Origin of the sequence: Acidaminobacterium chupaoyuni (genome assembly GCF_047936785.1) — a bacterium.
Taxonomy (GTDB): Bacteria; Bacillota; Clostridia; order Oscillospirales; family Butyricicoccaceae; genus Acidaminobacterium; species Acidaminobacterium chupaoyuni.
The window spans coordinates 1,157,647-1,176,382 of the sequence record NZ_CP176394.1 but is presented as its reverse complement, the minus strand read 5'-3'; the positions used below and the strand labels follow the sequence as shown (position 1 = coordinate 1,176,382).

Annotated in this window: 13 protein-coding genes and 1 riboswitch; all 13 genes read right to left on the bottom strand. The window is 51.8% G+C overall.

All coding sequences use genetic code 11. The features are described 5' to 3' along the window. Nucleotides 1-6: 6 nt before the first annotated feature. The gene (dtd, locus tag ACJA3I_RS05535) at nucleotides 7-480 is read right to left on the bottom strand and encodes a D-aminoacyl-tRNA deacylase (protein ID WP_458863767.1); all 474 of its coding nucleotides are present in this window, start codon (nucleotides 478-480) and stop codon (nucleotides 7-9) included. Nucleotides 481-490: 10 nt separating this feature from the next. After that, a complete protein-coding gene (locus tag ACJA3I_RS05530) occupies nucleotides 491-2,665 on the bottom strand; it encodes a RelA/SpoT family protein (RefSeq protein ID WP_458863766.1) in 2,175 nt (724 codons plus the stop codon). Between the two features lie 36 nt (nucleotides 2,666-2,701). Further along, a complete protein-coding gene (gene recJ / locus ACJA3I_RS05525; RefSeq protein WP_458863765.1) occupies nucleotides 2,702-4,780 on the bottom strand; it encodes a single-stranded-DNA-specific exonuclease RecJ in 2,079 nt (692 codons plus the stop codon). Nucleotides 4,781-5,004: 224 nt separating this feature from the next. Beyond that, the gene (locus tag ACJA3I_RS05520) at nucleotides 5,005-5,220 is read right to left on the bottom strand and encodes a hypothetical protein (protein WP_458863764.1); all 216 of its coding nucleotides are present in this window, start codon (nucleotides 5,218-5,220) and stop codon (nucleotides 5,005-5,007) included. A gap of 200 nt (nucleotides 5,221-5,420) precedes the next feature. After that, the gene (locus ACJA3I_RS05515) at nucleotides 5,421-6,842 is read right to left on the bottom strand and encodes an amidohydrolase (protein ID WP_458863763.1); all 1,422 of its coding nucleotides are present in this window, start codon (nucleotides 6,840-6,842) and stop codon (nucleotides 5,421-5,423) included. A 104-nt stretch (nucleotides 6,843-6,946) separates the two neighbouring features. Further along, complete coding sequence (locus ACJA3I_RS05510; RefSeq protein ID WP_458863762.1) at nucleotides 6,947-7,720, bottom strand: hypothetical protein; 774 nt, start codon at nucleotides 7,718-7,720, stop codon at nucleotides 6,947-6,949. 180 nt (nucleotides 7,721-7,900) lie between these two features. Further along, nucleotides 7,901-8,122, bottom strand: a complete 222-nt coding sequence (locus ACJA3I_RS05505) for a helix-turn-helix domain-containing protein (protein WP_458863761.1) — start codon at nucleotides 8,120-8,122, stop codon at nucleotides 7,901-7,903. Nucleotides 8,123-8,603: 481 nt separating this feature from the next. Further along, nucleotides 8,604-9,119 (bottom strand): anaerobic ribonucleoside-triphosphate reductase activating protein, encoded by a 516-nt coding sequence (gene nrdG, locus ACJA3I_RS05500; protein WP_458863760.1) that lies wholly within the window; start codon nucleotides 9,117-9,119, stop codon nucleotides 8,604-8,606. Further along, nucleotides 9,112-11,424 (bottom strand): anaerobic ribonucleoside triphosphate reductase, encoded by a 2,313-nt coding sequence (locus ACJA3I_RS05495; protein WP_458863759.1) that lies wholly within the window; start codon nucleotides 11,422-11,424, stop codon nucleotides 9,112-9,114. Before ACJA3I_RS05495 ends, nrdG begins: the two co-directional genes overlap by 8 nt. A gap of 306 nt (nucleotides 11,425-11,730) precedes the next feature. After that, on the bottom strand, nucleotides 11,731-14,562 hold the full coding sequence (gene uvrA, locus ACJA3I_RS05490) for an excinuclease ABC subunit UvrA (protein WP_458863758.1): 2,832 nt from the start codon (nucleotides 14,560-14,562) through the stop codon (nucleotides 11,731-11,733). A 25-nt stretch (nucleotides 14,563-14,587) separates the two neighbouring features. Beyond that, the gene (gene uvrB / locus ACJA3I_RS05485; protein ID WP_458863757.1) at nucleotides 14,588-16,552 is read right to left on the bottom strand and encodes an excinuclease ABC subunit UvrB; all 1,965 of its coding nucleotides are present in this window, start codon (nucleotides 16,550-16,552) and stop codon (nucleotides 14,588-14,590) included. Between the two features lie 163 nt (nucleotides 16,553-16,715). After that, nucleotides 16,716-17,534 carry a JAB domain-containing protein gene (locus ACJA3I_RS05480; RefSeq protein ID WP_458863756.1) on the bottom strand — a complete coding sequence of 273 codons (819 nt, stop codon included), beginning with the start codon at nucleotides 17,532-17,534 and terminating at the stop codon, nucleotides 16,716-16,718. A 70-nt stretch (nucleotides 17,535-17,604) separates the two neighbouring features. Further along, nucleotides 17,605-18,201, bottom strand: a complete 597-nt coding sequence (locus ACJA3I_RS05475) for a folate family ECF transporter S component (RefSeq protein ID WP_458863755.1) — start codon at nucleotides 18,199-18,201, stop codon at nucleotides 17,605-17,607. A gap of 59 nt (nucleotides 18,202-18,260) precedes the next feature. Next, nucleotides 18,261-18,360: riboswitch (THF riboswitch) on the bottom strand. Nucleotides 18,361-18,736 lie beyond the last annotated feature (376 nt).

Below are 18,736 nucleotides of genomic sequence, written 5' to 3'. Positions count from 1 at the left end.
TCTCCTTTATTTTTCAGCTTTTCTTTCTTTTTTCATCATTTCGGCGGTATCCATCAAAATGGTCACCGGGCCGTCGTTCACATGGTCGATCTGCATATCCGCCCCGAACACGCCGCTTTGCAGCGGTGCGCCCAGCCGTCTGAGTTCCGAAAGGAAAAATTCATAGATCGGCACAGCATGGTCGGGCTTTGCCGCCGCCAGAAAATCAGGCCGCCGCCCATGCGCGCAATTGGCATACAATGTAAAATTTGAAACCGCAAGGATTTCGCCGCCCACATCGGCCAGCGCGCGGTTCATTTTTCCGTTTTCATCTTCAAAAACGCGCAGACCCACGCATTTTTCCGCCAGATAAGTGGCTTCTTTTTCCGTATCTTCGCCGGTGATGCCCACCAGCACCAGAAATCCTTTGCCGATTTTGGCGTGAAGCCTGCCCTCGATGGTCAGTTCCGCCCGTGTTACCCGTGTGATTACCGTTCTCATTGTTCCTCCGTTAACTCAGCCCTTCGCGTTCCACCAGATTGCGCACCACATCTGAAACGCCGGAAATGCGGCGGATCTTGGCAAGGATGCTTTCAAGATGTTCGCGATCGTTCACTTCGATGGTGGCGTAATAATTGCCCTGCCCTTCGCTGTCGCGGGCTGTCATTTCGCTGACATTCACTTTCATATTGCTCAGCACCGTAAAGATATCCGCCAGAACGCCCACACGGGCGTTGGTGATGATCTTGATGGCCGTGCTGAATTTCGCTTTGGTATAAGGATCCCACGAAACGCGCACCCAGCGGCCGTATTCCTCGGTGTTCTTCATGCCCTTTTCCACATTGATGCATTCCGTTCGGTGAATGGAAACGCCGTAACCGCGCGTGATGAAGCCCACGATATTATCGCCGGGAATGGGCGTGCAGCATTTGGAAAACTTCACCAGGCAGTTATCCAGCCCTTCCACGATCACGCCGGAATTGCTGACGCTTTTCTTCTTTTGAACATTCAGCTTGCTCAAATCATCTTTATGTTTTTGGCGGTTGAGCTTGTCCACTTCTTCGCGCACGCGATTGATGACCTTCCCCACCGAAACGCCGCCGTAACCGATGCCCGCGTAAAGGTCTTCCACCGTTTGGAAGGTAAAGCGTTTTAAAACAGGTTCATAGATCTCTTCATGCAGAAAATCGCTGTAAAGCATGTTGATCTTCAGCTCGCGTTCCAGTTCCACCTTGCCCTGCTCGATGTTTTCTTCGCGTCGTTCTTTTTTGAACCATTGCTTGATCTTATTGCGCGCTTCTGCCGTTTTGGCCATTTTCAGCCAGTCACGCTTGGGGCCGTTGGTTTCTTTCGAGGTGATGACCTCAACGATCTCGCCGTTTTTCAGCGAATAATCAATGGGCACCATGCGTCCGTTCACCTTGGCGCCCACCATGCGGTTGCCCACCGCCGAGTGGATGGCATAGGCAAAATCGATGGGCGTGGCCCCGTTGGGCATATTCACCACATCGCCCTTGGGGGTGAAAACGAAAACCTCGTCGCTGAACAGATCGACTTTGATATTTTTGATGAATTCTTCGGCCTGCGTATCCTGCTGCGATTCCAGAAGCTGGCGGATCCAGGCGAAGGTCTCTTCGCTTTGCTGGCCTTTCAGGCCGTCTTTATATTTCCAGTGTGCCGCAACGCCGTATTCGGCCGTGCGGTCCATTTCCTGCGTGCGGATCTGCACTTCGAAGGGGATGCCTTCGCGGCCGATGACCACGGTGTGGAGCGACTGATAGCCGTTGGGCTTGGGGGTGCTGATATAATCTTTGAACCGCCCCGGAACCGGCCGGTAAAGATCGTGGATATACCCCAGCACATTATAGCAATCGGCCAGTTCTTTTACGATCACGCGCACCGCGCAGAGATCGTATATTTCCGAAAGGTTCAGGTTCTGGGCATACATTTTGCGATAAATGCTGTAAATATGCTTCACGCGGCCCTTGATTTCGCCCTCGATGCCCATAGAATGAAGCTTATCGATAATGCGCTCTTTGGTGTGTTCCATAAACTCTTCATACTGCACGGCCCGATCCTGAAGCTGATCGCTGATTTCCTGATAGCCAACGGGGTCGAGATATTTCATCGAAATATCTTCCAGCTCGCATTTGATGTTCTGGATGCCCAGGCGATGGGCCAAAGGCGCATAGATCTCCATGGTTTCCAGCGCTTTTTCGCGGGCTTTCTGCGGCGGCAGATATTGGAAGGTTCTGGCGTTATGCAGGCGGTCGGCCAGTTTGATGAGGATGACGCGGATATCACGCGCCATAGCGATGAACATTTTGCGCAGGTCTTCCATCTGGGCTTCTTCTTTGCTGCTGTAAACGATTTTGCCCAGGCGCGTGACGCCGTTGACCAGATCGGCCACCTGACGCCCGAATTCCTTTTCGATGATATTATAAGTGACTTCCGTGTCTTCCAAGGTATCATGCAGAAGGCCGGCGATGATGGAATCGGTATCCAGCCCCATTTCCGCGATGATCTCGGCCACGGTTTCCGGATGGATAAAATAAGGTTCGCCGCTTTTGCGGCATTGCCCTTCATGCGCTTTTTTCGCGAACTCATAAGCGCGGGAGATCTTTTCAAGATCTGCCCCCGGCGAATGTTCTTTTACTTTTTGAAGAAGGTTTTCCAGTTCATACATAACCCAACACCCATATTCTTTAGGCTGATCTATTCTTTAGGCCGATAAAGCCGCAAACAACCTTTTTAAAATTTTTGATCCGTTGATATCCGCTTTGCCTTTACGGTTGAGATCATAGATCTCAAGCTCTTCTTCGCGGGTCTCAAACGAAAAGATATCGAATTCCGCAAAAACATCCAGACAGACCTGCAATTTTGCCATATTCATCTGTTTGGCCGCTTCATAGCGGATCTGGCGGTATAAGGTGCGCGGGCGGCAGCTCAGTTTCCCCATCGCCGCGCGGGTTTTTACATGGCGGAAAACCGCCACAAGCTCTTCGCGGCTGGGGCATAACAGTTTTGCCTGATCGGGCGTCACTTCTTCCCCCTGCCGGAAAGCCTGATATAATTCTTCATAACGGGCGTCCTGCGCATCTTCCTGCCCGTTCCAGCGGATGTCTTTCAAAATCAGCTGAACGCTTTCGCGGCCGCGATAATGATTGATCTCGGCGCTGAACACCGCATCCACCGTATCACCGCAGATAAACGGGCAATTGCTGATGCCCATGCCGAACATAAACGCATAAAAACTGCTTCCGTTTTTCAGCAGCTGCATTTTGGTATGACGGTCGCGGCTGATGGGCGTGATCTCTTCGATCTCTAAATCATACATGCAGAACACCGGCTGAGGGTTGCCCATGCCAAAGGGTTCCAGCACGCTTAATGAACGAACCTCTTCCAGCTGAAGCTGGCTCGGCGAAACCTCGCAATCGATGGCGATCATGGGTTCCACGCATTTTTTCATCATCATGCGATGGGCGGTTTCCGCAAAACTGCGGCGGAATTCTTCCAGCTTGTCACGATGGATCGTCAGCCCCACCGCCAGCTCATGCCCGCCGAATTTTTCAAGGAAGCTCGAATTCTCTTCCAGCGCGCCATAAAGGTTGAAGCCCTTGATGCTGCGCCCGGAACCTTTGCCGCAATCGCCTTCCAGCGAGATCAGGATCACGGGAACGCCATAACGATCGGCAAGGCGGGAAGACACAATGCCGATCACCCCGTTATGCCAGTGTTCGCCCCACATCACGATAGAGCGGTCTTCCAAAGGGTCGAATTCGCCCTCCAGGCGTTTCAAAATCTCTTCATAGATCTTGTTTTCCGCTTCCTGCCTCATCCGGTTAAGCTCGCAAAGATATTCGGCCAGCTCTGCGGCCTTATCAAAATCTTGTGTTAAAAAAAGTTCCACCGCCTGAAACGCATCGCCCAAGCGCCCCGCCGCGTTGATCCGCGGCGCCATAGTGAAGCTGACGGCGTTGGAAGTGAGCGGTTTCTGATCGATGCCCAGTTTCTGCATCAGCATCTTCATGCCGGGGTTTTTGGTGTTTTGAAGGCGTTTCAGCCCTTCCGCCACAATAAAACGGTTCTCTTTTGTCAGCGGCATCACATCCGCCACGGTGCCCACCGCCACGATATCCGCATATTCATCGATCAGCTCTGCCAGCGGTCTTTCGTGTTCCAGCGCGCAGATCAGCTTGAAAGCAACCCCCACGCCCGCAAGCTCGCGGAACGGGTAAGCCGAATCCGGCCGCCGCGGGTTCACCACCGCCAAAGCTTTCGGCAGCGCCTCTTTGCATTCATGGTGATCGGTGATGATGAGCTTCAGGCCGATCTCTTTGGCAAAAAGGGCTTCCTCCACCGCGGTGATGCCGCTGTCCACCGTGATCATCAGCCGGCATCCGTTTTCGTAAAGCCGCGTGATCGCGTTTAAATTGAGGCCATATCCTTCATTGATGCGATCGGGGATATAATATTCGCAATCGACCCCCCGTGAGCGAAGATATTGAATCAAAACACAGGTGGCGGTCACGCCATCCACATCATAATCTCCATAAATGGCGATCTTCTCATGCATGGCGATGGATTGCTCGATCAGCGCCACCGCATGCCGCATATCCGCCATTAAAAAAGGGTCATGGAAATGGCTGTGGTCATTTTTTAAAAACTCTTCCGCAGTCTTTTCCGTCATACCGCGCGCGGCCAGCACCCGCGCGGGCAGCTGAGGAATTTCCAGTTCCTGCTGCAGCTGCCGGGCCTGCGCTTCGCATGGCGGTGCAATATTCCATTTTTTCTTTGTCATTATTTTCTCCGTTAATATTTTCGTTATTAAATATTATATCAATCATCCGCAAAATATACAATAACCTTTCCCTTTCTTTGTCAATCTCGCAATTTTTGTGCATAGATTTGCAAAATGAACGCGAACCATAAGAAAAAGATTTGCAGCCCTTCGCTGCCGAAAAAGAAAAAACAAAATAAAAACGCGGTGCTTTCGCACCGCGCTTTTACTTTGAAATGAGTTATTTATTCCGCTTCATCGAGCAAATGAAGTGTTTCCACAAGTTCAGCCGCATGTTCGGGACCCTGCACCAGATAGATCTCATCATCCACAACAAGGGCAGGAATACCGATCGAATGCTTTTCGCGCACAGGCGCATAAACTTCTGCGGTATCGCGCATTTTCAGAAATGCACGCATCGCGGCAACGCCGCCGGTGATATCAACATAGTTGAATTTCACATTTTTCCCTAAAAGAAACTCTTTTACAGGGGGGCAGCCGCCTCAGATCGGGCTACCGTAAAGCATTACTTTTCTCATCATATCCTCCTTATCAACAAGGCCGATAAACAATGTAGTTATTATATGTTTTTTCTATATGTTTGTCAAGTCCTTTATGATCAGGGGAGTTTTGGAACTTTATTTTGTGGAAAACAAATAAATTATAAGGTGGGCTGAATCTCATCCGGCATGGGGCAATGGTAGGTTCCGCCGGTTTTTTTCACCAGTTCCGCTTTTGCCGCCTTCAAAACCTCAGCGTCTTCCATGGCATAAACAGCGCCCAGCGCCATGGCCTTGGCGGCCACAGCCAAACCTTTATAGGCGATGGAAGATTTGGATTGCGCCGTGATCTGCCAGGTGTGGCCCGGTGTGGCAAGCGCTTCGGTGGCAACCGAGATCTGGGCGGTGGGGGTGCAATAGCTGGTGTCGCCCACATCGGTGGAACCGCCCATGGGCGAGCAGGCTTTGTCATAAGGCAAAATCTCTTCACATAACACCGCGCCGCCCTCGATCATCTTCTGCATCTCTTCCACGGGGGCATAGGTGTTGCGATAGCTTTCCAGTTGTTCCGCAGAAAGCGTTTTGCGGATCTCGGCGGCCAAACGGCGGTCTTCCTCATCGAATCGGGGGGCGCCCACTTCCTGCAGCGCGCGGAAAAGCACTTTCGTCAGCGCTTCGTTGGGGATATAATCGCTCAACCCTTCGTGGATCTTCACCGTCAGCTCTGTGCCGGTCATCAGCGCGGCGCCGCGGGCGATATCCTGCACTCTTTCATAAATTTCCATCATTTGCGAAACGCGGGGAGCGCGGATGAAATAATGCACGCCGGCATGATCCTGCACCACATTGGGCGCAATGCCGCCCACATCCACATAGGCATAGTGAACGCGCGCTTCGGGGATGATGTGTTCACGCAGATAATTCACGCCCACGCTCATCAGTTCACAGGCATCCAGCGCGCTGCGCCCTAGGAACGGGGTGGCGGCGGCATGGGAAGTTTTGCCTTTGAAAGTGAAGAAAACACTGATATTGGCAAGGCTGCCGCAAAGCCAGACATTATTGGTCGTGCCGGGATGCCAGGTGAAGCAGGCATCCACATCATCAAACTGATGATCGCGCGCCATGAAAGCTTTTGCGCTGCCATATTCTTCGCCGGGGCAGCCATAAAAACGCACCGTTCCCGGCAGGTGGTTCTCTTCCAGATAATCTTTCAGCGCGGTGGCCGCGGCCATGGCAGCCGCCCCCAGAATATTGTGGCCGCATCCGTGGCCGTAAGCGCCCGCTTCCAGTTCGGTTTTCACGGGGCAGCCGGCTTCCTGGCTCAAACCGGGCAGCGCGTCATATTCACCCAGAAAGCCGATGATGGGCTTTCCGCTGCCGGCGGTGGCGATAAAGGCGGTGGGAATGCCCGAAATATCGGTTTTTACATCAAAGCCCTGTTTGCGCATGGCTTCTTCCATATATTCCGCCGATCGATATTCTTTCATGCCGGCCTCGGCATAGCCCCAGACCTTGTCGCTGACATCGTTGAAAAAGGCCTGTTTCTTTTCTACAGCCTCATCGATAAACCGTTTGCGTTCCATGATAAAATCCCCCATTCAGAATAGTATATTTTCATGTTGCTTCGATTTTAAAATTTTTATCGCGCGAACACATCCGCCGGGAAAGCGCGTTGGGCGAAACCGCTTTATGCTCGGCTGCGAAAAATGCGGAAAGTCGCGCCCGAATCCAGCACCGCGATATCGGCGATCTTTTCCAGGATAGTATCCACCAGTTCTTCATATTTTTCCACATTGCTGTTGATCAAAAAACTTTTTTCTTCTGTATCGAAGGCGTAGCCGTTGGGAATGCCTTCGCCCATATCCACTTCGCAGACAAGCCGAAAGCTTGACCACGGCAGATAAAAGGTGCTGGCGCCATCGTTGAAGATCAGCCCCTGCTCCGCCGGTTCATAATAAGACCGCATGCCCGCAAGCCAAAGGCGGAAAAAGCACAGATCGAAATAGCCCGACACCAGCGCCGCCACGCCGCTTAACACGCAAAGGAACCAATAGGCCATCGAAAAACCGCTGAGCACCCCTTGAAACCCTTTCACAAACACAACAAGCGAGCCGCCGAACATGATCGACAGCGGGAAAATCTTTTTCGAAACCGTTCCTGTGATAAACCGTGTGAGGTAGGCATATTGCACTCCGCCGCCTTCAAAAGGGGCCGCGGGCCGGGTTTCATATTTTTCATATTTCCCCGCTTCGGGAAAATACGCTTTACAATGCGGGCAATAGTATTCACAAGGGCTGTAACGATCGAAAAGATTCAGCTTCGGCGGGTCGCTTTCCCGCTTATGCTGATAGCAAACCGTCATTCTTGCTCCGCAGCGGGGGCATTTTTTATCCACTGCCAGCATCTCATCCCTTTGCTGCAAGTTTTGCAGCTGTTCTTTCACTTTTTCTTTTTTCTCCATGCTGTGCCTCTTTTCCAAACGCTGTTTCCATCAGGCTTTGGTGATTTGCTTTTATTTTTCTCATCCCTGAATCTTCTTTCTTTTGCATCTTCAGTTTAGCAAATAAACTTGATTTGCACAAGGAAACTTTTATGAGAATAAAAAAAAGACCGCAATCTTTTTGCGATCTTCTTTTGCTCTTCACTTTTTCGGATAGGGTTTTGCGGTGTTTGTGCGACCCAAGATATAATCTGTGGAAGTTTTATAAAAATCCGCCAGCTTCATCAGATGCTCCAGCGGCACGGTTTGCACACCACGCTCATAGCGGGAATACACAGTCTGGCGAATTCCCAGCAGCTGCCCGATCTCTTCCTGGGTCATGTCTCTGTCATCTCTTAAATCTTTCAAGCGTTGAAAATACATGATTTACACCTCACTTATCGCTGCTCCTATGATATTTATTCCATAAAATAGTTTTCTTTTAAACGGTAAGCTGCATAGGATTTTACTTTTTCCCCTTCTATCCAACATTTACCGTAAAAACTTTATCATACTTTTGTCGTTTTCTATGCTTATTAGCATTTTTTTGTTCTTTAATTATATTTTGTCTGTGCAAATATTTGTATAGGTGTTATCATGTTTTTCCATTTTTGCGGTTTAATTTCTTGTATTTTATATATTTTATCAAAAAATATCATAATATTTTTAGTATAAATGAATAATTTTTTGAGACATTTTTGCATTTTTTATCGTATTCAAGCTTAATTATTCAGTTTTTGTGTGAAAGCATCGGTTTTTCAACGCTTTTCCGTTTTATCGTGTTCTTTTCAAATTCTTTCAAAGAGAGCCGGCATCCCAATCAATGAGATACCGGCTCTTTCCTCTATCGCACAAGTTTTGCTTTTCAGTTCCAGCGGTCGGAAGAATCGATCACGGCCCGGCCGGCTTCCAAGCTGCGCTTCACATCAATGATGCGCTGATTTTCAGACCCTCTGAATTTCAGCAGAAGGTTGCGCTGCTTCAAAATGAACGGCCCGTCAACGAGGATCTGCGCCTGTTCCAAAAGCGCCAGCTCACTGCCGCCGCGTTTCAGAATGTCTTCAAAAAGCCCGCCGGTATAAATGGCCAGTTCCAGCCCGCGGCTGCGGATCTCTTTTGCAAGCGGAAGCAGCGCTTCGGCCTGTTCAAAGGGCTCGCCGCCGCTGAAAGTGACGCCGCGCATCAGGGGATTTTTAGAAATGCGCTGCCAGATCTCCTGCCAGGTGTGATCGGCGCCGCCCGCAGGATCCCATGTGGTGGGGTTATGGCAGCCCTCGCAGTGATGATGGCAGCCCTGGACAAACACCGTCGCGCGAATGCCCGGGCCATCGGTGATGGAATCGCCGATGATATCGGCAAGACGGATGGGTTTCTCACACACTGTGCTTCACCCTGTCGTGTTCTTCCGCCCGTTTGGCGTTATTGAACCGATCCAAAGTGCCCACCAGATAACCGGTGATGCGGCGGATGCGATCAAACTTGATATCGGAATCGGCTTCACGGCGGCCGCAGCGGGGGCATTCTTCGCCGATGATGCCCGTATAGCCACAGACCGGGTCGATATCCACAGGATGGTTCACAGAACCATAGCCCACGCCGGATTCTTTCATGCAGCGGATGATGCTTTCAAAGGCTTCCACATTGTTGGCGGTGTCGCCATCCAGTTCCACATAAGAAATATGGCCCGCGTTGGTCAGCGCATGATAAGGCGCTTCGATCTGGATCTTTTCATAGGCCGAAATGGGGAAATACACCGGCACATGAAAACTGTTTGTGTAATATTCGCGATCGGTAACGCCGGGGATCTTACCGAATTTTTTCTGATCCATTCTGACAAAACGGCCCGAAAGTCCTTCGGCCGGTGTGGCCAGCAGTGAAAAATTCATGCCTGTCTGGCTGCTCTTTTTATCCATATATTCGCGCATGAAGCCGATGATATCCAGCCCCAGATTGCGCGATTCGATGCTTTGGCCGTGATGGCTGCCCGTCAGCGCCACCAGCGCTTCGGCAAGGCCGATAAAGCCGATGGAAAGGGTTCCGTGCTTCAGCACTTCGCCCACAGAATCTTCCGGCGAAAGCTTGTCGGAATCGATCCACACGCCCTGCCCCATGAGGAAAGGATAGTTTTTCACGCGCTTGGAAGCCTGAATTTCATAGCGATCCAGCAGCTGTTTCGATACCAGATCCATCTTGCGTTCCAGTTCTTCGAAAAACACTTCAATGTTGCCCTGGCTTTTGATGGCGATGCGCGGCAGATTGATGGAAGTAAAGCTCAGGTTGCCTCTGCCATAGGTGATCTCGCGGTCGGGGTCATAAACATTGCCGATCACGCGGGTGCGGCAGCCCATATAAGCGATCTCGGTTTCGGGATGGCCGGGTTTATAATATTGCAGGTTGAACGGCGCATCGATAAACGAAAAATTCGGGAACAGGCGTTTTGCGCTGACCTTGCAGGCCAAACGGAAAAGGTCATAGTTCGGGTCTTCAGGGTTATAGTTGACGCCCTCTTTGACTTTGAAAATGTGGATGGGGAAAATCGGCGTTTCGCCATTGCCCAGGCCGGCATCGGTGGCTTTCAGAATGTTGCGCATGACCATGCGCCCTTCGGGGCTGACATCCGTTCCATAGTTGATGGAAGAGAACGGCGTCTGTGCGCCCGCGCGGCTGTGCATGGTGTTGAGGTTATGCACCAGCGCTTCCATCGCCTGATAGGTGGATCGGTCGGTTTCCTCCACAGAATTTTCATAGGCGAATTTCTGCGCTTTTTCAAGAATCTCGGGCTGCGTTTCGGGGAAAGCCTGCGCCAGCTGCCCGGCAAAAGCGGGATCCATCGCCAAAGAAGGCACGACGCCGCCGGCTTCTTCCATGTTCTTTAAGGCTTCAATGGTGGCTTGCAGATCTTCGGCACCCGCCAGCAGCGCCATCGCCTTGGCAAAATTGCGGTAATATTGCTTTTTGAAGGTCTTTGCCACGCCCGGCGCCATGCTGTAATCAAAATTCGGCACGCTCTGGCCGCCATGCTGGTCATTTTGGTTGGATTGAATGGCGATGCAGGCCAAAGCGGCATAGCTTTGGATATCGTTGGGTGCCCTCAGATGGCCGTGACCGGTGGAAAAGCCGTTCCGGAAAAGCTTCAGCAGGTCGATCTGGCAGCAAGTGGTGGTCAATGTATAGAAATCAAGATCGTGGATATGAATATCGCCTTCGCGATGCGCTTTGCTCTGTTCGGGGCTCAGCACGAATTTCTGATAGTAATCTTTCGCGCCTTCCGAGCCATATTTGAGCATGGTGCCCATGGCGGTGTCGCCATCGATATTGGCATTGTCGCGCTTGATATCGCTTTCTTTGGCATCGGTAAAGGTGATCTCGTCATAAATGCGCATGAGATCGGTGTTCATTTCGCGCACGCGGCTGCGCTGAGCGCGATAAAGGATGTATTTTTTAGAAACGATGGCATATCCGTTTTCCATCAAAACCGTTTCCACCATATCCTGCACCTGCTCTACGCCGGGGGCAGCGCCCTGAAACTGTTCCGCCAGCTTGTCTTCCACCAGCTGCGCCACACGGCGGCTTTCCGCCGCGTCATCTCTCCCACAGGAAAGCATCGCTTTATAAATGGCGTTGGCGATTTTTTCGATATCATACGGCACTGTGCGCCCGTCGCGCTTGATGATCTCATGAAACATGATGATTCCTCCGTTTTTCTTAACCTGTTTTTCCCACTTCTTCTGACGGTTCTGCCCCGGCAAACACCCCACACACCGATGTTTCTTCGCATCGTTCCAGCATCAGCCAGTGCTTTTTTTCTTTTTTCATCAAAAAGCGATTTGGCCGCAAAATAAAAAGGCCTCTTGCTGAAAAGGCCTTTCCGGCGATTGTTTTTTGGTATGTGGAAATAGGATTTCCCGCAACAGAATTCAATATCTGGTGTTTGGGTTTATATTATCACACCAGATATTGTCCGTCAATCGGTATTTTCACCAATTCTGTTTTTAATTTTTCTTCACAAGATAAGGCTTGAGATACTGCCCGGTATAAGAGGCCGGAACCTGCGCGATCTCTTCGGGCGTGCCCGCGGCAACGATGGTTCCGCCGCCGTCGCCGCCTTCGGGGCCAAGGTCGATCACATGGTCTGCGATCTTGATGACATCCAGATTGTGCTCGATGACCACCACGGTGTTCCCCGCTTCCACCAGTTCGTTGAGAACCTCTGTCAGTTTGTGAACATCGGCGATATGCAGCCCTGTGGTGGGTTCATCCAGAATATAAATGGTTCGGCCTGTCTGGCGTTTTGAAAGCTCGGTGGCCAGTTTCACGCGCTGGGCTTCGCCGCCCGAAAGCGTTGTGGAAGGCTGACCCAGTTTCACATATCCCAGCCCCACCTCATAAAGGGTCTCTATTTTTTTATAGATCTTCGGAACAGGCTCAAAAAACTGCATGGCCTCTTCCACCGTCATTTCCAACACTTCATAAATATTTTTGCCCTTATATTTCACTTCCAATGTTTCGCGGTTATAGCGCTTGCCGCCGCAGACATCGCAGGGCACATAAATATCGGGCAAAAAATGCATTTCGATCTTCACAAGACCGCCGCCGCCGCAAGCTTCACAGCGCCCGCCCCGGATATTGAAGGAAAACCGGCCCGCATGATAACCGCGTGATTTGGCATCCTGCGTCTTGGCAAAAATTTCGCGGATATCCCCAAACAGCCCCGTGTAGGTGGCGGGGTTCGAGCGCGGCGTTCTGCCGATGGGCGATTGGTCGATATCGATGACCTTATCCAGATATTCCAGCCCCTCGATCCGCTCAAAACCGCCGGGCCGTGTGCGCGCGCCGTTCAGTTCCGCGGCCAGATGTTTATATAAGATCTCGTTGATCAGCGAACTTTTGCCCGAACCCGAAACGCCCGTTACCACGGTCAAAGTGCCCAAAGGAATGGAAACATCCACATTTTTCAGGTTGTTCTGAGAAGCGCCGCGGATCACCAGCGAATGGCCGCTGCCTTTGCGGCGCACCAGCGGAACCGGGATCTCTTTACGGTGGCTGAGATATTGCCCCGTCACCGAATCGGCGCAGGCCTCGATCTCTTTTGCGGTTCCCTGGCAGATGATATGCCCGCCATGTACCCCGGCGCCCGGCCCCACATCGATGATATGATCTGCCTCGCGCATGGTTTCTTCGTCATGTTCCACCACGATCAGCGTATTGCCCAAATCGCGCAGATGCTTCAAAGTATCCAGCAGTTTTTGGTTGTCACGCTGATGAAGCCCGATGGAAGGTTCATCTAAAATATAAAGCACGCCCATCAGCGAAGAGCCGATCTGGGTGGCCAGACGAATGCGCTGGCTTTCGCCGCCCGAAAGGCTGCCCGATGCGCGGGCAAGGGTCAGATATTCCAGCCCGACGCTTTTCAAAAAGCCCAGGCGCTCGCGGATCTCTTTTAAAATGCGTTCCGCGATCATGGCTTCGCGGGGGCTCAATTCCAGTTTTTCCAGAAAATCCAGCGCTTTGGTCACAGAAAGCTCGGTGAAATCCGAAATATTCATTCCGCCCACCGTCACGGCCAGCGCCACGGGCTTCAGCCGTTTGCCATGGCAGGCCTGGCAGGGGATGGCGCTCATGCATTCTTCGATTTCTTCCTTGGCTGCTTCGCTGCTGCTTTCCTGATAGCGCCGCTCCAAATTATGAACAACGCCTTCAAAAGCCTGTGTATAATGGCCGCTGCCGCCCGCCCGTTTCCAGTGCAGGTCTAATTTTTCGCCTTTTGTGCCATAAAGAATGGCATCTACGGCCTGTTTGGGCAGGTTTTTCACGGGTTCATCCAAAGAAAAATGATATTTTTCGGCAAGCGCGTTCAAATACATCCGCGCGATGCTTCCGTCATCCATGGTGTTCCAGCCGGAAGCTTTGATGGCGCCTTCTTTCAGCGAGAGATTTTCGTTGGGGATGATGCGTTCAGGGTCGATCTCAAGGCGCATCCCCAGCCCTGTGCAGACCGGGCAGGCGCCATCGGGGCTGTTGAAAGAAAACAGCCGCGGGGTCAGCTCTTCCAGTGAAACGCCGCAATCTTCGCAGGCGTAATTCTGCGAAAACAGCGTTTCGCCCTGCCCCGGCACATCCACGATCACCAGGCCGCCCGAAAGTTCCGCCGCGGTCTCCACCGAATCGGTGAGCCGCCGCTGAACGCCTTCTTTTAAAACAATGCGATCCACCACGATTTCGATATTGTGTTTTTTATTTTTTTCCAGCTTGATCTCTTCTGTCAGATCATAAAGATTGCCATCTGCGCGCACACGCACAAAGCCGCTGCGGCGGGCATCTTCAAAAATCTTCAGGTGTTCGCCTTTGCGCCCTCTCACCACGGGCGCCAAGATCTGCATTCTGGTGCCTTCGGGCTGGGCCTTCAGCTGATCGATGATCTGGTCGATGGTCTGCTGTTTGATCTCTTTGCCGCATTTGGGGCAATGTGGAATGCCGATGCGCGCCCACAGCAGGCGCAGATAATCATATATTTCGGTGACCGTGCCCACGGTGGAACGGGGGTTTTTCGAAGTGGTTTTCTGATCGATGGAAATGGCGGGCGACAGCCCTTCGATATAATCCACATCGGGTTTTTCCATCTGCCCCAAAAACTGGCGCGCATAAGAAGACAGCGATTCCACATAGCGCCGCTGCCCTTCCGCATAGATGGTGTCAAACGCCAGCGAGCTTTTGCCCGAACCGCTGATGCCCGTGATGACCGTCAGCTTGTCGCGGGGAATTTCCACATCGATGTTCTTCAAATTGTGCTGGCGTGCGCCTTTCACAAAAATTTTATCCTGCATGGGTTCTCCTTTTCTTCTGCCGCGCTCAATGCTCTTCACGAAGCTTCTTGATCTGATCGCGCAGCACAGCGGCATATTCGAATTCCAGCATTTTTGCCGCTTCCTTCATATCTCTTTCCAGCTTTTGGATCATCTGCTGTTTCTGCTGCTGGTTCAGTTTTTTCACGCTTTCCGCCGGCAGCTTTTCTGTGCCGTGGGAAATCTCTATCACATCGCGCACGCTTTTATAGATCGTTTTCGGCGTGATGCCATGGGCTTTATTATAATCATCCTGTATCTTGCGGCGGCGCTCGGTTTCGCCGATGGCCCGCTGCATGGAAGGGGTGATGGTATCCGCATACATAATAACCTTGCCTTCGGCGTTTCGGGCGGCGCGGCCGATGGTCTGCACCAGCGAAGTTTCGCTGCGCAGAAAGCCTTCTTTATCCGCATCCAAAATCGCCACCAGTGAAACTTCCGGCAGATCCAGCCCTTCGCGCAGAAGGTTGATGCCGATAAGCACATTGAATTCGCCCAGACGCAGATCACGCAGCAGCTCCATGCGCTCGATGGTGTCGATATCGTGATGCATATAGCGGCAGCTCACCCCGTTCTGGCGCAGATAATCCGTCAGATCTTCCGCCATGCGTTTGGTGAGGGTGGTCACCAGCACACGCTCTTTTTTCGCTTCTCTCAGGTGGATCTCTTCCAGCAGATCATCGATCTGCCCCTGCACCGAGCGCACCTCCACCACCGGGTCTAAAAGGCCCGTGGGGCGGATCACCTGTTCCACCACCTGCGAAGAGCGGCTGCGCTCATATTCGCCCGGGGTCGCGCTCACATAGATCACCTGATTGATCCGTTCTTCGAATTCCGAAAAATTCAAAGGCCGGTTGTCGAACGCCGAGGGCAGACGAAAACCGTAATCCACCAGCATCTGCTTGCGGGCGCGGTCGCCGTGATACATCGCCCGAACCTGCGGCAGCATCACATGGGATTCATCAATGATCATCAGGTAATCTTTGGGGAAATAATCCAAAAGAGTAAACGGCGCGCTGCCCGCCTTGCGGCCCGAAAGCACGCGGGAATAGTTTTCGATGCCGCTGCAAAACCCGATCTCACGCAGCATTTCCATATCATAAGTGGTTCTCTGGCGAATCCTCTGGGCTTCGATCAGTTTTCCTTCCTGCTCGAACCATTTTACCCGTTCTTCCATTTCCCGCTCGATCTCGCCGATGGCCACTTCCATTTTATCTTTCGGCGTCACATAATGCGAGGCGGGGTAGATCGCCACATGCTCGATCACGCGGTTGACGGCGCCCGTCACCAGATTGATCTCTGAAATGCGGTCGATCTCATCTCCGAAAAATTCCACGCGGATGCCGTAATCATCGGTATATGCCAGATGCACCTCAAGGGTATCGCCCCGCACGCGGAAATGATTTCTTTCAAAACTGATGTCGTTGCGTTCATATTGGATCTCCACCAGCTTGCGGCAGATCTCGTCGCGATCGCGGATCTGGCCGCGGCGCAGCGAAATCACCATGTTGGCATAATCGATAGGGTCGCCCAGTGTATAAATGCTGGATACGCTGGCAACGATGATCACATCGCGCCGCTCGAACAGGGCGGATGTGGCCGAATGGCGCAGACGATCCAGTTCGCTGTTCACATCGGAATCTTTCTCGATATAAGTATCCGTTGAAGGGATATAGGCTTCCGGCTGGTAATAATCGTAATAGGAAACAAAAAACTCAACGGCATTATGCGGAAAGAACTCACGAAATTCAGAGCAAAGCTGCGCGGCAAGGGTTTTGTTATGCGCCAGAACCAATGTGGGGCGCTGCACCCGCTGGATGATGTTCGCCATGGTAAAAGTTTTGCCCGAACCCGTAACGCCCAAAAGCGTCTGCTCGTCAAAACCCAGTTCCAGCCCTTTCACCAGCTGATCGATCGCCTCCGGCTGATCGCCCGAAGGCCGGTATTCGCTGACGATCTCAAATTTCGGCATGGCCTTTCCCCCTTTCCGCCGCAAGAAAACCACGGCGGGTTTCTCACGATTGCTTTCATTATAGCAGAACATTTGTTCTTATTCAATGGCTTTTTCGCCATGAACCTTCACAAAATCTCGCCAAAACTTTCTGCTGTTTTCATTCTTCGCCTTTCGCGGCGCTTTATCCTCTCAGCCAGCCGGAATCGGCCATGGAAACGAAATCCCCGTCGGCCACGATGATATGATCCAGCAGCGAGATGCCAACGCCTTCCAGCGCCTTGGCCACCCGCCGGGTGGTTTCCAGGTCTTCCTGCGAGGGCAGCGCCATGCCGCCCGGATGGTTATGGGAAAGGATCACGCCGCCGGCGTTATATTTTAAGGCCGTCTGCACGATGCGCCGTGTGGAAACTTCCGCGCTGTTGACGCTGCCCGTATGCAGCAGCGTGCTGCTCAGCACACGGCATTTGCTGTCGAGACAAATCAAAAAAACACATTCCACCGTGCGCCCCACATAGCGGGGCAGCAGATATCTGCCCGATTTCTCGCTGGAATCGAGGATGGCGCGTTTTTCATTTTCTTCCAGATATTTTCGGCAGAGCTGAGGCATCATATGCAGCAGGCAGGCGGCGTTTTCGCCGATGCCTTTCACGCGCATCAATTCTTCTTCCGGGGCATCTAAAACCCCGGCGAAAGAGCCGAACTCATCGATCAGCCCATGGGCCAGCGCGTTGGTATCGATGCGCGGCAGGGCAAAAGTCAGCAGCAGCTCAAGGATCTCGTGGTCTGCAAAACCATCCAGTCCCTGTTCTTCCATGCGGTTTCTCAGCCGCTGGCGATGTCCGTCGTGAATGCCCATCTTGTTCCTCATTTCCGCCCGATCGGCAAATTTTTCGGCCGTCCGCTTTTCGCTTCGGCCGCCATGTTCTTTATTGTAATGCCTCGCCGCCCCGGGCGCAAGCCCCTGTTCATGCTGCCCGCCGCCGGCTTTGGTTTTTCGCAAAAAAACAGACGCTTTTCAAAGCGTCTGTTTTCGGGCGGCATCTTACGGATCGGGAAGACGCCTGCTTTCATTATTGCTTTTTACGCCATGATTGGGCGGGGATCAGCCCCATTTTGGCCATCTCGGGCATCAGAAGGCGGAACAGCACCAGCAAAATGATCACTTCGATGGGGAGCATCAGGGTGTTTTTCACCAGGCTTTTGGCCAGATAATAGAAGTAGCCTTTGCCGTAAAGGATAGCGCTCCAGCAAGAACCCAGCGCCACATTGACGGCATAGTTATTGATGACGCGGCAAACGATCAGGCGCCAAAGATTGCATTTTTGCCGATATAAGAACATGGCAAACACAAAAACGCCCAGCATTTCAGAGATGGTATAACCGATAAAAAACGGGCCCGAAGGATGGATGAAAAACGATAACAGATCGGTGGCCGCGCCGGCCGCCAGCCCCAGAAGGGGGCCCGCCACCATGCCCATCAGCCCTTTGACCACAAAGGTAAAATAGATTCTTAAATTTTCGCCCACCGGGATGAACAGGCTGCTGATGACGATGGAAGCCGCCATCAAAACGGCGGTGAACGCCAGCGTTCTCACATTATGGAATTCCGCGGCCGCCTGTTTCCAGAATTCCGCAGAAAACGGGGATAACATACGCTTTTCCTGCATAAAAAAAGCCTCCTCAATGTTTTGTTGCCACATAGAGGAGGATCCGTTCTCCGGTATGTGACAGCGGGATGCGATGGATATGCGGCAAGCTAAAAGCTTTTCGTCCGACGGACAACTCCCCGTCCCGCCGGCACTTGACCCATATTCATCTACTCTGCCAACTCACGCGCTTTTTCGCGCATGATTTTTTGCGTTTTCAGTATATCATATCTTTTCCATTTTTCAAAGCCCTTCTTTTCCTTTCAAAAGCGGCGAAACTTATTTTTACTTCTCCAATAAAAGCAAACGCGAGAGAATCGCCAATATTCGTTAAAAATCAAAGCATAATAAAATTTTTTCGATAATTTTTCAGAAAACGCCGAAAAACAGTTGCAAAAATCGGTGTTTTTATACTATAATTCAAAAGGATATCGGGAAATTTATTTTATTCCATAAGGATGTGAGCAATGTGAGCCCTGAACCCCGAAGTAGCTTTCCCCGAACCACAATAAAATACGGCTCGCACTGCTGATCCCTTTCTATTACCGGCGGCTGT

Excerpts from the sequence above, each read along its gene's own strand:
- uvrB (WP_458863757.1), bottom strand. The coding sequence starts at position 16,552 with ATGCCGAAATTTGAGATCGTCAGCGAATACCGGCCTTCGGGCGATCAG.
- ACJA3I_RS05510 (WP_458863762.1), bottom strand. The coding sequence starts at position 7,720 with ATGGAGAAAAAAGAAAAAGTGAAAGAACAGCTGCAAAACTTGCAGCAA.
- recJ (WP_458863765.1), bottom strand. The coding sequence starts at position 4,780 with ATGACAAAGAAAAAATGGAATATTGCACCGCCATGCGAAGCGCAGGCC.
- ACJA3I_RS05515 (WP_458863763.1), bottom strand. The coding sequence starts at position 6,842 with ATGGAACGCAAACGGTTTATCGATGAGGCTGTAGAAAAGAAACAGGCC.
- ACJA3I_RS05495 (WP_458863759.1), bottom strand. The coding sequence starts at position 11,424 with ATGTTTCATGAGATCATCAAGCGCGACGGGCGCACAGTGCCGTATGAT.
- uvrA (WP_458863758.1), bottom strand. The coding sequence starts at position 14,562 with ATGCAGGATAAAATTTTTGTGAAAGGCGCACGCCAGCACAATTTGAAG.
- dtd (WP_458863767.1), bottom strand. The coding sequence starts at position 480 with ATGAGAACGGTAATCACACGGGTAACACGGGCGGAACTGACCATCGAG.
- ACJA3I_RS05505 (WP_458863761.1), bottom strand. The coding sequence starts at position 8,122 with ATGTATTTTCAACGCTTGAAAGATTTAAGAGATGACAGAGACATGACC.
- ACJA3I_RS05530 (WP_458863766.1), bottom strand. The coding sequence starts at position 2,665 with ATGTATGAACTGGAAAACCTTCTTCAAAAAGTAAAAGAACATTCGCCG.
- ACJA3I_RS05475 (WP_458863755.1), bottom strand. The coding sequence starts at position 18,201 with ATGCAGGAAAAGCGTATGTTATCCCCGTTTTCTGCGGAATTCTGGAAA.